Origin of the sequence: Pandoraea sp. SD6-2 (assembly GCF_000389825.1) — a bacterium.
Taxonomy (GTDB): Bacteria; Pseudomonadota; Gammaproteobacteria; order Burkholderiales; family Burkholderiaceae; genus Pandoraea; species Pandoraea communis.
This window is the reverse complement of sequence record NZ_KB944423.1, coordinates 332,180-347,689: the sequence shown is the minus strand read 5'-3', so window position 1 is coordinate 347,689 and position 15,510 is coordinate 332,180. Positions and strand designations below refer to the sequence as shown.

At 62.2% G+C, this 15,510-nt stretch carries 14 protein-coding genes and 1 other RNA gene; 12 read left to right on the top strand and 3 right to left on the bottom strand.

Annotated features, from left to right (window positions below):
* Window positions 1–123 precede the first annotated feature (123 nt).
* The 3 genes from C266_RS01635 to trxA all read right to left on the bottom strand — a co-directional run bounded on the left by C266_RS01635 (window position 124) and on the right by trxA (window position 3,129).
* Window positions 124–1,131: a hypothetical protein gene (locus C266_RS01635; RefSeq protein ID WP_010807318.1), complete on the bottom strand. Its 1,008-nt coding sequence runs from the start codon at window positions 1,129–1,131 to the stop codon at window positions 124–126.
* Between the two features lie 218 nt (window positions 1,132–1,349).
* Complete coding sequence (rho, locus tag C266_RS01630) at window positions 1,350–2,612, bottom strand: transcription termination factor Rho (protein ID WP_010807317.1); 1,263 nt, start codon at window positions 2,610–2,612, stop codon at window positions 1,350–1,352.
* Window positions 2,613–2,802: 190 nt separating this feature from the next.
* The gene (trxA, locus tag C266_RS01625) at window positions 2,803–3,129 is read right to left on the bottom strand and encodes a thioredoxin TrxA (RefSeq protein ID WP_010807316.1); all 327 of its coding nucleotides are present in this window, start codon (window positions 3,127–3,129) and stop codon (window positions 2,803–2,805) included.
* A 292-nt stretch (window positions 3,130–3,421) separates the two neighbouring features.
* On the opposite strand from trxA, the gene ffs reads away from it, so the two are divergent.
* The 12 genes from ffs (at window position 3,422) to C266_RS01570 (ending at window position 15,428) form a co-directional block, all read left to right on the top strand.
* An RNA gene (ffs, locus tag C266_RS26520) (signal recognition particle sRNA small type) lies at window positions 3,422–3,520 on the top strand.
* Window positions 3,521–3,822: 302 nt separating this feature from the next.
* Window positions 3,823–5,718: a DNA polymerase III subunit gamma/tau gene (gene dnaX / locus C266_RS01620; protein WP_036661098.1), complete on the top strand. Its 1,896-nt coding sequence runs from the start codon at window positions 3,823–3,825 to the stop codon at window positions 5,716–5,718.
* Window positions 5,719–5,819: 101 nt separating this feature from the next.
* On the top strand, window positions 5,820–6,146 hold the full coding sequence (locus C266_RS01615; protein WP_010807314.1) for a YbaB/EbfC family nucleoid-associated protein: 327 nt from the start codon (window positions 5,820–5,822) through the stop codon (window positions 6,144–6,146).
* A 34-nt stretch (window positions 6,147–6,180) separates the two neighbouring features.
* Window positions 6,181–6,777 carry a recombination mediator RecR gene (recR, locus tag C266_RS01610; protein ID WP_010807313.1) on the top strand — a complete coding sequence of 199 codons (597 nt, stop codon included), beginning with the start codon at window positions 6,181–6,183 and terminating at the stop codon, window positions 6,775–6,777.
* Between the two features lie 248 nt (window positions 6,778–7,025).
* On the top strand, window positions 7,026–8,384 hold the full coding sequence (locus C266_RS01605; protein ID WP_010807312.1) for a sigma-54 dependent transcriptional regulator: 1,359 nt from the start codon (window positions 7,026–7,028) through the stop codon (window positions 8,382–8,384).
* 742 nt (window positions 8,385–9,126) lie between these two features.
* The gene (locus C266_RS01600) at window positions 9,127–9,684 is read left to right on the top strand and encodes a hypothetical protein (protein WP_010807311.1); all 558 of its coding nucleotides are present in this window, start codon (window positions 9,127–9,129) and stop codon (window positions 9,682–9,684) included.
* A gap of 5 nt (window positions 9,685–9,689) precedes the next feature.
* Window positions 9,690–10,196 carry a hypothetical protein gene (locus C266_RS25970; RefSeq protein WP_144265672.1) on the top strand — a complete coding sequence of 169 codons (507 nt, stop codon included), beginning with the start codon at window positions 9,690–9,692 and terminating at the stop codon, window positions 10,194–10,196.
* On the top strand, window positions 10,193–10,843 hold the full coding sequence (locus tag C266_RS01590; RefSeq protein ID WP_010807309.1) for a hypothetical protein: 651 nt from the start codon (window positions 10,193–10,195) through the stop codon (window positions 10,841–10,843). The genes C266_RS25970 and C266_RS01590 overlap by 4 nt, the downstream gene beginning before the upstream one ends.
* A gap of 30 nt (window positions 10,844–10,873) precedes the next feature.
* Window positions 10,874–12,253 carry a hypothetical protein gene (locus C266_RS25965; protein WP_010807308.1) on the top strand — a complete coding sequence of 460 codons (1,380 nt, stop codon included), beginning with the start codon at window positions 10,874–10,876 and terminating at the stop codon, window positions 12,251–12,253.
* A gap of 52 nt (window positions 12,254–12,305) precedes the next feature.
* Window positions 12,306–13,016, top strand: coding sequence for a C39 family peptidase (locus C266_RS01580; RefSeq protein WP_246189826.1), 711 nt, complete (start codon window positions 12,306–12,308; stop codon window positions 13,014–13,016).
* A 12-nt stretch (window positions 13,017–13,028) separates the two neighbouring features.
* A complete protein-coding gene (locus tag C266_RS01575) occupies window positions 13,029–13,790 on the top strand; it encodes a hypothetical protein (protein WP_010807306.1) in 762 nt (253 codons plus the stop codon).
* Between the two features lie 306 nt (window positions 13,791–14,096).
* The gene (locus tag C266_RS01570) at window positions 14,097–15,428 is read left to right on the top strand and encodes a hypothetical protein (RefSeq protein ID WP_036660917.1); all 1,332 of its coding nucleotides are present in this window, start codon (window positions 14,097–14,099) and stop codon (window positions 15,426–15,428) included.
* Window positions 15,429–15,510 lie beyond the last annotated feature (82 nt).

Sequence of the window (15,510 nt, the reverse complement as noted above, 5' to 3'; positions counted from 1 at the left end):
CTCCTCTGTCGCTGATGTGCGTCGTTGGCATGTGCGCCAAAAAACCAAAAGGGCACCGGCAGAATTCCGGCGCCCTTTTGGTGTTTACGGTGTTATCGTCCGCCGCCGGCCACGACGACCGGCTTAGCCGACTTCTTCGTCTTCGCCCGGTTGATACATGTGGTAATCGCCCGTGGCGTAGACACCCTTGTAGGGCGTGGGCGACTCGTCCTCGTGATCAATCGGATGCGTCTCGGCGATGCGCAGCGATTCGCGGACTTGCGGCGGCTCGCATTCGGCGATCAAACGCAGTGCTTCTTCTGCATCGTCGGCAACGACATCGTAGGTGGTGACGAATTCGGGCGCCGGGCCATCGGGATCTTCGTCTTCCAGCGGTTCATACCACTGACCTTCCACGATCAGATGCATCGCGCGGGCAGTGTCCGACTGGGCGTCGCGTGCGGCACGCAGCGCCCACAGGGCGGCGTCGCTCCACTTGTACAGTTGCACGGCTTCCAGCGCGCTGGCGAGCGCCTTGTCGTTCTCACCCGACTGCTTGTAGGCGAGCGACAGCTCGGCAACGACGTCGGCCATCGAGACGTTGCTGCCTTCGTCGTCGGCTTCGTGCTTGTGCAGCGCCTCGTAGGTGGCGATGGCGGCTTTCGGCTCGCCTTGCGCATTGAACAGATGCATGCGCAGGGCGATGGCATTTTCGATGAAGGCGCGGCCAGCCTGTGCGAGGTGCGGGCTTTCGAGCACACGATCGAGACGCGTTTGCGCCGACGCCAAATCGCCGTGGCGGGCGAGGGCGTTGGCGTGATTGAAGTCGACGATCACGAGGTCTTCGTCCGGCGCACAGTTGCCGGCGGCCTCGTAGGCCTCGATGGCGGCGGGGAAGCGTCCGAGATCGGAGCGGTAGTTGCCGAGCAGTTGCCAGAGCAGCCAGACGCCCGGCGCATGGGCGACGCCGGCTTCGAGCACGGCCACTGCCTGTTCCATTTCGTCCATATCGGCGTAGGCCATTGCCTGTACCTCATAGGCGCCCGAGTACTGCATCGACTCGAGCCGTTTGCCGACCTCCAGGGCCGATTCGGGATCGCCGGCTTCGAGGTGGGCAAAAGCTTCCGCCATCAATTCGTCTTGCTCGGACATTGCAAATTCTCCTTCGGGAACAGCTCTAGGGGGAAGGCGTACCGACGGCCAGTGCGCGGTACCGTCCCATCATATAACAGTCATCGTGACAGCCCGCACCGCCGCCGCATGGGGGCAGTGATGCCGAAACGGGCGAGACACTGGGGGGGAGGGGACGCGCGCCGTAATGAAAAAGCCGCGACAGGCGTCGCGGCTTTTCGCTTGATGTGCCGGGGGGATCAGCCGCCGCGGCGCATCAGGTCGAAGAACTCTGCGTTGTTCTTCGTCTGCTTGATCTTGCCAAGCAGGAATTCCATGGCTTCGGCCTCGTCCATATCGTAGATGAGCTTGCGCAGCACCCAGATCTTTTGCAGGATTTCCGGCTTGATGAGCAGTTCTTCGCGGCGCGTGCCCGACTTGTTCAGGTTGATCGACGGGTAGACGCGCTTTTCCGCGAGGCGGCGCTCGAGGTGCACTTCCATGTTGCCCGTGCCCTTGAATTCTTCGTAGATCACGTCGTCCATGCGGCTGCCGGTTTCAATCAGCGCCGTGGCGATGATCGTGAGCGAACCGCCTTCTTCGACGTTACGCGCCGCGCCGAAGAAACGCTTCGGGCGTTGCAGCGCGTTGGCGTCCACACCGCCGGTGAGCACCTTGCCAGACGCGGGGATTACCGTGTTATAGGCGCGAGCCAGACGCGTGATCGAGTCGAGCAGAATGATGACGTCCTGCTTCATTTCGATCAGGCGCTTGGCCTTTTCGATCACCATTTCGGCGACTTGCACGTGACGCGTGGCCGGTTCGTCGAACGTCGAAGCGACCACTTCGCCCTTCACCGAGCGCTGCATTTCGGTCACTTCTTCCGGGCGCTCGTCGATGAGCAGCACGAAAAGCTTGGCTTCCGGATGGTTGGTGGCAATCGCGTGAGCGATGTGTTGCAGCATCACGGTCTTGCCCGACTTCGGCGAGGCCACGAGCAGACCGCGCTGGCCCTTGCCGATCGGGGCAATCATGTCGATGATGCGGCCCGTCACGTTCTCCTCACCGCGAATGTCGCGCTCGAGCAGCAACGGCTTGTTCGGGTGCAGCGGCGTGAGGTTCTCGAACATGATCTTATGTTTCGAGGCCTCGGGCGGATGGTCATTGACCTTGTCGACCTTCACGAGCGCGAAATAACGTTCGCCGTCCTTCGGCGTGCGCACTTCCCCTTCGATCGTGTCGCCGGTATGCAGGTTGAAACGGCGGATCTGCGACGGGCTGATATAGATATCGTCCGTGCTGGCCAGATACGACGTCTCAGGCGAGCGCAGAAAACCGAAGCCGTCCGGCAGCACCTCGAGCGTACCGTCGCCATAGATGGTTTCGCCGGTCTTTGCGCGCTTCTTCAGAATGGCGAACATCAGCTCCTGCTTGCGAAGGCGGTTGGCGTTCTCGATCTCGAGGCCATTCGCCATTTCAAGCAGTTCGGAGACGTGCTGGGACTTTAGTTCGGATAAATGCATACGGAGGTGCCGTCCGTTGGACGACAAGTGAAGTATCAGGGAAAAAAGATGAGCGAACGCTCGAAGAACTTTGAGATGCTTTCCGCCGGATTATATAGCAAGCAGCGCGGGGCGCAAGCGCTGTGCCGTGTATTGGGCGCCGGGGTGTCGCACGGCGACGACAAAGGCCCCGGCTGCCTTCGGCTCAGGATTACAGATGCTGGTCGAGGAATGCGGTCAATTGACCCTTGGCCAGGGCGCCGACCTTTTGGCCCGCGACGGCGCCGTTCTTGAACAGGATCAGCGTCGGGATGCCGCGGATGCCGAACTTGGCCGGGGTCGCCTGGTTGTCATCGACGTTCATCTTGGCGATCTGCACCTTGTCGCCGTACTCCTTGGCCACGTCTTCCAGGATCGGGGCGATCATCTTGCACGGACCACACCATTCTGCCCAGAAGTCGAGAAGGACCGGCTTGTCGGAATTCAAAACGTCCGCGTCGAAGCTGGCGTCGGAAATGTGCTTGATTTGTTCGCTCATGAGTAAAGTTGCCTCGTCTGACTATTCGGAAACGTCCGGCGAAAACGGCTCGCTTTCACCGACGCTAGAGATGTCACCCGGTTTAGCTGGGCGTGCATTCTCCATATGGAGGCTGCAATCGCGTGCTTCAATAGCGTGCGCCAATGCAGTTTGTGCCCATCTTAGCGGAAATCGCAAACGCTTGCGCGCGGTGCCTCACATGCCGCAATACCCCCCGGCGGGCGGTCATATACGATGCTCTCGCGGAAATTGAGCTTCTGTTGGTGCGGCGACTCTGGTAGAATTCGTTCCTGACGGGCCTCCTCGCATGGTGGCGCGGCCAATCTGGTCAGGTCGGGAACGAAGCAGCCACAGCCGTTTTCTACCAGTGCCGAGGGTCAGGCTCGTCACCTACCTCCTTGTTTTATCGATGTTCTCCGCGCGTTCTGCGCAAATTCTTCTCTCGTTTGGCGCTGCCGTTTATCGTCCCCATTGTGAACGGACGCGACGCGACTCTCGTTGTCTGCGGACGCTTACCGCCGATCGATATCCTCGCTGTTTCACCGCGTATCGCGTGGGCTCGATGGCCTTGGTAGAATCGCGCAACATTTTTTTCTATCGGGCCGATAGCCTGCCGGATTTGGCAGGCCGCGAACGCCTGATCGGGCGTTGACATCGGTGCTGAAGCACACCGCCGAACTGTTACAATTTGGCATGACCTATCAAGTACTCGCGCGCAAATGGCGCCCCAAAGGCTTCTCGACCCTGGTGGGCCAGGAGCATGTCGTGCGTGCGTTGACGCACGCGCTCGAGCAACAGCGTCTGCATCACGCCTATCTGTTTACCGGTACGCGCGGCGTCGGCAAGACCACGCTCTCGCGCATTCTGGCCAAGGCGCTCAATTGCGAGACGGGGATTACGGCGCAGCCGTGCGGCGTCTGCAAGGCATGCCGTGCCATTGACGAGGGGCGCTTCGTCGACTACGTCGAAATGGACGCGGCGTCGAATCGCGGCGTCGACGAGATGACGTCGCTGCTCGAGAAGGCCGTCTATGCACCGGCGGACGCGCGCTTCAAGGTCTACATGATCGACGAGGTGCACATGCTGACGGGCCACGCGTTCAACGCGATGCTCAAGACGCTGGAAGAGCCGCCCGCGCACGTCAAATTCATTCTGGCGACGACCGATCCGCAGAAGATTCCCGTCACCGTGCTGTCGCGCTGCCTGCAATTCAATCTGAAGCAGATGCCGGCCGGGCACATCGTGTCGCATCTGACGAACATCCTTGGCGAAGAAGGTATCGAGAGCGAGCCGCAGGCGTTGCGCCTGCTCGCCAAGGCGGCGGGCGGCAGCATGCGCGACGCGTTGTCGCTCACCGACCAGGCCATCGCCTACGCGGCGGGCCCGCTGAGCGAGACCGCCGTGCGCGGCATGCTGGGCGCGATCGATCAGAGCGTGCTCGTGCGTCTGCTCGATGCCCTTAAGGACGAGTCGCGCTCAGACCTGCTGGCCGTTGCCGACGAAATGGCCGAGCGCAGCTTCTCGTTTGCCGCTGGATTGCAGGATCTCGGCAGCTTGCTGCACAAAATTGCATTGGCGCAATACGCGCCGCAGGCGGTCTCCGACGACTGGCCCGAAGCGGCCGACGTGCGGCGTCTGGCCGAAGCGTTGTCTCCCGAAGCCGTGCAACTCTATTACCAGATCGCTACGCGGGCGCGCGGTGAACTGGGTCTTGCCCCCGACGAATACACCGGTTTTTCGATGGCGCTGCTGCGTATGGCAGCGTTTACGCCGTTGCTCGCGGGCGGCACGCTTGCCGAGCCGCCGACGCCGCAATCGGCTGGCGTCGCGCGGGCCGCCGCACCGTCGCGTGCGCCTGCGGGTGAGCCGACTCGCCCGTCCGCGGCATCTGCTCCCGCCGCTCCCGCTGCTCCAGCGGCACAGCCCGAAGCACGTCGGGCCCCGGCAGCTCGCGCCAGCGCGCCGACCGACGGTGCGCCGATGTCGCCCGCCCGTGCTGCGCTCGCGGCGCTCAATGCGGGCCGTAAGGGCACGGCTGGGCGTACGGGGGGCGGTGCCGCCAGCGCGAATCGCAGCAGCGCCTCGCGTGCGTCGGATGATGCGCCGGCCGGCGCCGATCCAGAGCCCGAGCCTGCCGGATCTGCGACACCACCGCTTGCACCTGCCGCGCCGCAGCGAGCCTGCGTCTACCGGGAAGCCGACGGCGTTGCACCGGTCTTTGCCGGTGAATGGCCGGCGTTGGCTGCCGAACTCCCGGCGCGAGGCCTCGCTCAGCAACTGGCCTTCCAGAGCGAACTGACGGAAGTGGCAGGGCGCGCGCTTCATCTGCGCGTGCCGTTGCGTCAATTGGCGGATGCGGCCACGACCGACAAGCTGCGTCAGGTGCTCACTGAGCACTTCGGCACCGAGGTGCAATTGCACGTTGAACTCGGGCAAGTGGGCACGACGGCGGCGTCGCTCGCGGCAGAAGCGGCCGCCGCGCGTCAACGGGCGGCGGAACAGGCGATTGCCGGCGATCCGCTGGTGCGCGAATTGATCGACGAATTCGACGCGCAGATCCTGCAGGGCAGCATTCGCCCGGTACAATAGGAAAATTCGCTTTCGCGAAACGGCACGAGGTTTCGAACTTTCCTCCCAAACGCGCGTTACACACGCTGCATGCCCCTCATACGATTTACTCAGGAGTCAAGATGCTGAAAGGAAACATCGCGGGTCTGATGAAACAGGCTCAGCAAATGCAGGAAAACATGAAGAAGGCGCAGGAACAGTTGGCCCAGATCGAAGTCGAGGGTCAGTCCGGCGCCGGTCTGGTCAAGGTGGTGATGACGTGCAAGAACGACGTGCGCCGCGTGACCATCGATCCGAGTCTTCTGGCGGACGACAAGGACATGCTCGAAGACCTGGTGGCGGCTGCGTTCAACGACGCCGTGCGCAAGGCTGAAGCGACCGCGCAGGAAAAGATGGGTGGCCTGACCGCCGGTCTGCCGCTGCCGCCGGGCTTCAAGATGCCGTTCTGAGCATCGCTCGCCAGTCCCCAGAGAAAGACGACGCATGCCCCAGCTCTCGAGCCTGCAGGAACTCGTCGACGCCTTGCGCGCGTTGCCGGGTGTCGGTCCGAAGTCCGCGCAGCGCATCGCTTACCACCTGCTGCAACGCGACCGCAAAGGCGCGGTGCGGCTGGGCGAAGCGCTGGTGCATGCCTCCGAGCAGATCCGCCATTGCGCGCGCTGCAATACGTTTTCCGAAGTCGAAGTCTGCGAGACGTGCCTCGATCCCGAGCGCGATACGAGCCTGTTGTGCGTCGTGGAAACGCCTGCCGACCAGAACATGCTCGAGCAGACGATGACCTTCAAGGGGCTGTATTTCGTGCTCATGGGCCATCTCTCGCCGCTCGACGGCGTGGGGCCGGGCGAAATACATTTCGAGCAGTTGATTCGCCGCGCCACCGACGGCGTGGTCAAGGAAGTGGTGCTTGCCACCAACTTCACCAACGAAGGCGAAGCCACCGCCCACTACCTCGGACAGATGCTCAAAGCCCGCGGTCTGCGCGTGAGCCGACTGGCGCGAGGCGTGCCTGTTGGGGGCGAACTGGAGTATGTGGACGCCGGCACCATCGCTCGCGCAGTCCTCGACCGGCATACGCTCTGAGCATGACGCGGACGTGACGCCGCCCGCACTTGCGCGTAGGTACTGGTACCAGTCATCCAATCGGATTAGCTGTTTTTCGCTATACCTGCGCCCACCCCTGTCTTCTAGACTGAACCTGCCGACTTGAGGACCCAGTTGCGGGGGAACACCATAACTCTCGAGCGGCGTGGGGCCGTATATCTGTTGTGCAGATCCGGTCGAAGACCAAAAAACTGTACGCAGGCACTGCTTAGGCAGGGAGTTAAGGTATGGCTAACGATACCGGGCGCACCCTGATTTACGCCTCCCGAAAGCATAACGATGGCTTGCTGTCGTTTCTGGGAGAGCAAGGCTGGCAAGTCGTGCCGGCCAAGAGCGCCAGCGACGTCGGTCGCATTTTGAATCCGGGGGTCACCAGTGCAGCACTCATTGACCTGGCGAGCGGTTATAGCGACCGCGAGATGGGGGCATTCGAGTCCTGCATGCAACCTGCCACTGTCGGTTGGGTGGCGGCCACGAATCCCGAGCAACTCACGACAACAGCCATTCGCCGGCTGATTCGCGATTACTGCTTCGACTACGTCAACGTTCCGTGTACGAACGATCAGCTCGCGCATTCGATCGGTCATGCGTGGGGCATGGCGTCGCTCTCGGAAGTGCCGACCTTCACGCCGCAAGTGGGCGGCGATCAGGAGATGGTCGGAACGTGCGAGGCGATGCAGCAACTCTTTCGCACCATTCGCAAGGTTGCCAATACCGATGCTCCCGTGTTCATCTCGGGCGAGTCGGGCACGGGCAAGGAGCTGACTGCGGTGGCTATCCACGAGCGCTCACTGCGCGCGAAGGGGCCGTTCGTGGCGATCAATTGCGGGGCGATTCCTCCGCATCTGATGCAGTCCGAACTATTCGGCTACGAGCGCGGTGCCTTTACCGGCGCGAATGCGCGCAAGATCGGCCGGGTCGAGGCTGCTAACGGCGGTACGCTGTTGCTCGACGAAATCGGGGATCTGCCGTTCGAGAGTCAGGCGAGTCTGTTGCGTTTTCTGCAGCAGGGCGCGATCGAGCGTCTGGGCGGTCACGAGGTGATTCCGGTCAATGTGCGCATCATCTCCGCAACGCACGTCGATCTGGAGGAGGCTGTCAAGGAAGGCCGTTTCCGCATGGATCTGTACCACCGCCTGTGCGTGCTGCGCGTGGAGGAACCGCCGCTGCGCGCTCGCGGACAGGACATCGAGATTCTGGCGCACCATGTGCTGCAACGCTTCAAAGGCGACAACCATCGCAAGATCCGTGGCTTCACGCAGTGCGCGGTGCAGGCGATGTACGAGTATCACTGGCCGGGCAACGTGCGCGAGTTGATCAACCGCGTGCGCCGCGCCATCGTGATGGCCGACAGTCGCACAATCTCGGCGAAGGACCTTGATTTGCTGCCGTGGGTACCGACGTTGGTGCGCACGTTGGAAGAAATTCGCGCGGAGGCCGAGCGAACGGCCATCGAGCAGGCATTGCTGCGCCACTGTCACCGGCTGACGGACGTGGCAGCAGAGTTGGGCATTTCACGCATTACCCTCTATCGGCTCATGTGCCGGTACGGGATGCGTGGCGACGAATCGGGCGTGCCGGCCTGATATCTTCTGGCGAAGAGAGGGCGGCCGTCCTGTGATGAGCAGGGCGGTCGTTTCTTTTTGGGCTCCTGAGTATCGCCGTGTCGAATCCCCCGAAGGCGCCGCAAACCATCGATATGCTTCCCGCTGTCCTCTCGTTCCACGATTGTTGCCATCGCCAATAACGACGGGCGATTCGAGCGATGTCTGTGGCATTCCCAATATGTCATTCCCATACGCATTGCGTTGTCTCACGCATCGAGCGAACGCATCCCGAGATGTCGCGCGTGCTTTCAGGCGATGGAGCATCGGGCATCTCTCCCGACGCCATCACGAGGCGATGTTCTGTGGCTTCGCCGTGCCGCGAAACCGGTGTCGAGGGGTGTCTCGCGAACACATCAAAGATGAAACATCCGGGGGAGCGCACGCCATCGTGCCACGCACGATCCCATGTGACAGCGCCATGTCGTTATCCCGTTGCCCGGCAATTTCGACGCAAATCCGTCACACGAGCCCCTTGTAAGCCGGGCCTCTTCGGCACCCGTCGCTGGTGACGTCGATATCGTTCGCAGTTCGGAAGGTCCGGCGCTCGCACGATGGTGCTGACATTCGCGGCCGGACGCAGGCTACGTATCAATGCTGAAACGTTTTCGCACACTTGCCCTCGCATGCCATCCGTTCGAAAAAACTAACGCCAATATTTTCAATCACTTAAGGCGGGTGGCACGGAAGTCGCTTTATTGAGCCGGGCAAGGAGGGCTTAGCGATGCGAATTCTCACCACCGAAATGCAGTACCGCGTACGACAAAGCGCCAGCGCACTAAGCGCAGCCGTCGTCGTGGCGCTCGGTCTGTGTGCCGTACCGGCGCACGCTCAGGACGTCTCGCGCTCGCCGCTCATGCATGTCGCGATGCTTACCGGCTCGATGGTGCCGGCGTCGTTTGGCACGACGGTGCGTCCGGTCATGTCGATCTCCGACGCCGATACCAGCGTCGTGGCGCCGGTTGCTGCACAGCCGTGCGCAGACGAAGCCGCGGCTGTCGCAAGCAGCGACGACTCGGGCAACGCCGCCGACGGCAATCGTATGGGCGAAGCCGGCATGCCACTCGCTGCCGCCCGCATCGACGACGAACAACTCGGAAGCCAGCGCGGCCGCAATCTGCAAGGCGGCGCGATGGTCAAGTCACCCGGAATGGCGCTCGCCAACGGCGTTACGTTGTGGGACGAACTGCCCGGCGCCGTGACGCCGACGCCGCGTCCGCAACAACTATCGAATGGCGTGAACAACATTCAGGTGACGCGTGTGACTTACACGACGCGGTGAACAAGATGCCCCCCATTTCCATGACCCATGCCGGCAGTCTGCTCGCCACGATGCTCGTGGCGCTGACACCGGCAATGTTGCCCGGACGTGCACATGCCGAACCGGCGGCGCCCGGCGACATCGTGGTCGAGCGCAGCATCGGCCCCGAGATCGCGTACCGCGGTCTGCCGCGCGTCGAGAACCCCATCGCCGTCTCGGTGCCTGCCTTTCCGACGGGGCCCTTCAATACCGCCATGGGGGCCGTCAATCAGGTCACCGATGGTGAATTGACAGGGCGCGGCAATGTGGGGCTCGTGACGAGCGCCGTGCAATCCGGCATCAACCCGGTGATGGGCGTGCTCGTGGGCAATGCCCGCGGGGGTAACGGGCTCAATACCTCCAATGGTGTCGGCGGCGGGTTCGGCGCCGGGGCCGGCGGTGGTGTCGGCAGCATCGGCACGCTCGTGCCGTCGGTGATCAACTCGGCGTTGGCACCGCTCACCAGCATCGGTGCGGCGGGAGCGGCGAAATGAGCGCACATCGCGGGTTGTGCGGCGCGCAGCGCGCCCTCCCTCTGGCCGTCGCGGCGTTACTGGCGACATTTGCCGGCGTGTCGTCGGCACAGGACGTATGGATTGTGAACGGCGAACTGGCCGGCACGCACGCCACGATCGAGAACGGTGTGGCGGTGGGCGTGACCGGGGCGCTGGGGGTGAACCAGGCGGCGGGTGTCAACAACGCCCAGGCCAACAGCGCCGTGATCGCGAACGGCGGCGGGCTGACGGTCGGTGCGTCGAGCACTAATCAGCAAGCCCTCGTCACATCGACGACCGGCGCTGCCAGCGCCGCGATTCAAGGCAACGCATTTTCAGGCACCTCGGGGCTGACGCAAGTCAACCAGGCGAGCGGTGCCGGCAATCTTCAACGCAACGCGACCGTCATTGTGACTGGCGATGCGTCTGGAGTGGCGAGCGTATCGGATACGGCACTATCCGCTGCGATCTCCAAGGGTGGCCCGGCTGGGCGCGACAACCTCAACGATCGGTTCCGCACGGCGTCGATATCCGGTGACGCTTTTCGCGGGGCGAGCGGTGTGGTCCAAGTCAACCAGTCGGCTGGGATAGGCAATGTAACCGCAAATGTTTTTGTGCTCCGTCCCCCGGCGGGCACATCTTTTTAACTGGGTAACTCTCTCGTCAAGGAGATGGTCATGAAAACGAAAGCAATTGCAGCGGCTGCACTGCTGGTTGCAACGGGTAGCGCCCTGGCGTCGCCCAATCACCAGCAATATAGCTTCTCGTTCATCGGCAACGAGACCAACGTTCTGAATCTGGTCGGCATTTTCGGGCTGATCGGCATCAGGGGCTGCGTCACGGTGGATAACACCGGCAACGCCGTCGTGCAAAGCAATCAGAGCGTAGACGTACACGGCGTGAATCTGAAGGGGCCGCTGCTTGGCAGCTTTGTGACGGGCAAGGTCACGTATGGCGTCGACTCGAAGACGACGACGGTGTCGGATCAGGGCAGCGCTTACCTGTTGGCAGGCAAGACGACCACGCACTACGACAACTCCACGTCGTGGGTGAGTGCCAGCGCGAGCGGCCACCTGAACACGAGCCAATCGTTCCAGGCCGGTGCCGCTTACGTGGCAGGGCAGTCTAGCTCGGGTTCGGGCAGTTTCATCACAGGTGGCGGGTATCAATACTCGAATATCGCTGGCGGTGCAGGTATTGTCGGCGGCGGCGTGATTCCCCTGCCGGGCGGTTGGGCCGTGTATGGCGGCTACCTCTTCGGTAACTTCGGTGCTGGTGAGCACTCGGCCTGGGGCGGCTATGCCTACCAACAGCAGTCGCAGCAGGCCGCCGGGTTCCTGGCAGCAGGCTTCCTGAACACGCAGAAGAGCTTTGATGCATCGTTCCATGCCGTCCTGAACCACGGCAATGAATCGGTCGAGAGCGATACGGTTGCCGCAGCCGCACTGTGGGGCTTCACCAACACGTTCACGAAGTCCACCGTATGGACCAAGGGAGCGATTACGTACCACTTCAACACGGCGCAGTACCAGACGATGGGCGCAACGCTCGGCCATGGTGCGCTGGCTAACGCCAACGGCAACATCGGTGTGAACGTGGCAGCAGGCGCCGACAACGCGCAGGCCAACAATGTCGCGATCGCTTCGCTCAATGCTCAGCCGGTGTATGCCTCGGCTCAGGTGTTCGCGAACCAGTCGTCGAAGGGCTCGGCCAGCATCTCGCAGTTCTATGTCAACTCCAGCGTGGGTGATGGTGCTCTCGCCGGTGCAACCGGGAACGTGGGTGTGAACGTGGCTGCGGGCGTCGGCAACGTGCAGGAGAACGGTCTGTCAGCAGCAGTCTCGCAAGGCGGCAGTGGCTGGCACAAGGGCGGCGCAGCCAACTCGACGGCGCAAACCGACCAATCGGCAAGCATGAAGGCCTCGGGTGACTTCATCGCCAACGCTTCGCTGGGTAACGGCGCACTCGCCTTTGCTAGCGGCAACGTCGGCGTGAACGTGGCTTCGGGTATCGGCAACGTGCAGGCCAACAACCTCGCCATCTCGGCAATCAAGTGATGTCGCTAACCGGTCCGGGAATTCCCGGGCCGGTTTTTTCATGAGGTGTGTCATGAGTGAAGCGCGTCGTGCCGCTGTAAGGATCGCTACGGTTTGCGCTCTGGCGTGCGCAAGCGTGGCCGGGCACGCGCAGTACGCATCGGTGAATCTCGAGTCTTCGACGGGTGTACCGGCGGTCAAGAAGATGCGTTCGTTCAAATCGATGCGCTACGTGAATCTGGTCCAGCAGGAATACGACTTCAGTTGTGGATCGGCAGCCCTGGCAACACTGCTGCGTTATGGCTACGGGATCGATATTCCCGAGCCGGAATTGATCCAGAAAATGATGGTGTTTTCCAATCCGGAAACGGTCATCAAAAATGGCTTCTCGATGCTCGACATGAAGAAATTCGTGGAGACGCTTGGACTCGAGGGCCGAGGTTTCAAAGTTGACGTGAACGCGCTTTACGACCTGAAGATCCCGGTTATCGCGCTGATCGACGTCAACGGCTATCAGCATTTTGTGGTCATCAAGGCAGCGAAGGACGGACGCGTGTTCGTATCCGATCCGGCGCTCGGCAATCGCATCATCGAGCAAGCCGATTTTGCCAAGCAATGGAACGGCTTGGTGTTGGCGGTCATCGGCAAGCCGTTTATGGAGGATTCACCGCTGCTCAAAGGAAACGAATCCCTGGCAGTCAAGCTGCGCGACAGTGCGCTGGCGACCGGGACGTCACCGACCCCGATGGTGGATTTCGGCATCATCCGGGCGGACCTGTTTTGAGATCAGACCATCATGAACCGATATGTTCCGATGCTGGCAATACCGCTGTTTGCGAGCGCCCTGCCGGCATTTGCATCGAGCGTGGTGCCCGAGACGTGGACGCCCGTGAGCGACGAAGTGCTCGCGCATGCGACCGGCAAGTACGCGCAACAAAACATGATCACCGGCTTTCAGCTCGTGATGCAGTCGCAATGGCAGATGCCGACCGGGGCGAGCCTGGCGGCCACCGGTGTGCTCGGCGTCAGCCAAGGGAGTTCCGGCTTCCAACTGCAGACTGGCGCAGCCACCGGCATCATCCCCGGCTTCGTGAGCGCGACCACACCAATCACACAAGCCGTAGCGGGTGGGATGAGCGTGCTCGTGAATGGCGTGGCTCAGATTACGCAAGTTGCGGGAGATGCAAACAATGCCTTGAACAAAGCCACAATTCAGTTCGGCCCTGGGATATTGATTACCACGCTGGTACCGGTCAGCGGGCAGGGCGCGAACAGTTCGCGCACGACGGTGGGCAACCTGAACGCGAGCGTGGCCATTACGTCCGCAGGTATGCAGATCTCGCTCAATACGCCGAACGGCAATCTCGGTCAGAGCGTGGGCGGCGGTGCCGGCGCGGCGATGAACCAGATCATGCAGGTCGTGCAGGTCGCGGGTAATGCTCAGCAGGTCATGAACACGATGCAATTGAACCTGCAGACGAGTCCGCTCACGTCGAACGCGCTGCGTCAGGCCGGCATTCAGAACGCAATGGCGAACATGGTCGCCCTGCGCCGATGAAGTGAAGAGCAAGTGAAGTAACGGCGTCGCGCTGCCGTGTGTGCACGGGGCGACGCCGGCAGCAGTGTCCGGCAATGCAAGTCGTCGCCGGACACGATGAAAACTAGAAGTGGGGCGTCGCCGCAGCAACACCCGCGGCGCAAAGCAGGTGATGTCGGCAGGGCCCGCGCATGACATATCGAGGTGAATGGCAACGGGTTTCGCACGCGTCACCCCGCAGTCGAGCAGCAAGGACAACGTTGTTGGTAATACACGTTTGTTGGATTGCGCGCGGACGCCTGTCCGCACTTTTACCCGGGGGGGATCATGAAGACTCACCGCTTTTTTCCCGTTGCCGCTATTCCGTTGGGGGTACTGCTTTTCACGCTATCGGCCCAGGCTCAGGAGCATACGAACCCATCGCCGGACGACCGTCTGCAAATGTTGATGGACATGGTCGACCGGCAGCAGCGGGAAATTTCTTCTCTGAAACAGCGCCTCACCGACATTGAGATGGCGCAACGCGGTCGCGGTTTGACCGCGTGGGACACTGCGCAGATTGCGCAGGTCTCTCCCGGCGATGGTTCGGCCGCTGGCTCTGCAGGTACCCCCGGCGGCGGTGCTGCCGGGGCTGCGGGCCCGACAACGGCCACGCCGATCGGCGAGACGCAGCAGATGCAAAAGAGCGAGAGCGACTCGCAGCGCACGCCGGCCGAAGAGGCGGTGGTGCAGGCGCAGCATGCGCCGCTGTTCGACCGCAAGCTCACTATCGACGCCGGTATCAGTTACAGCTACTACGACCGTCGCCAACTCGTGTTGAGCGGTTTTCTCGCCCTCGACGCCATCTTCCTCGGTCAGTTGAACCTCGGCCAGACCAAGGCCAATGTGTGGACGTTCGACGTCAACACGCGCTACGGTATCAACGACCGGTTGAGTGTGGCGTTCGACGTGCCGTACCTCTACCGCAATTCCGACTTCATTTCGGGTGGGGTGGGCGGCGCGGCGTCGTCGATCAGCGATATCAGCAAGAATTCGGCGAACATCGGCGACGTCAATGCATCCCTGTATTACCAGATCGTCAAGGAGAATGCGAACTGGCCCGATATCGTGGCGTCGTTGCGGGTGACCGCGCCGACCGGCACGTCGCCGTTCGGCATCAAGCTCGGTACGCCCGATCCGACCAACAACAACCTGACGACGCCCTCGCGTCTGCCCACGGGGAACGGGATCTGGGCGGTCACGGCCGGCCTGTCGTTCTTGCGCACCTACGATCCGATCGTGCTGTTTGCCAACGTGGCGTACACGTACAACGTGGCTCGCACGTTCGACGACATCTCGACCATCGAAGGCACGACGCAGCCCGCGAAGGTCAAGTTGGGCGACATCGTTCAGGTTGGCGCCGGGATGGCGTTGGCGCTCAACGACAAGACCGCGTTATCGATCTCGTACTCGACGGCGATCTCGCGTGCGACCAAGACGGCCACGCCGGGTGGCTCCTGGACCACGGTGGCGGGCAGCACGACCAACGCGGCATCGCTCAACTTCGGCATCAACTACGCGATCAACAAGCACTGGACCGTGAATGGTTACGTCAACGCCGGCATGTCGCCGGATGCACCGAACTATGTCGTCGGCCTGCGCTTCCCGTACACGTTCTGATGATGCTTTCGGCGCGTGGCGCCGAGCAGAAGTCGATTGTGCAAAGCGTGTGCTGCGCGTCACCTTGATCGGGGGCGCGCAG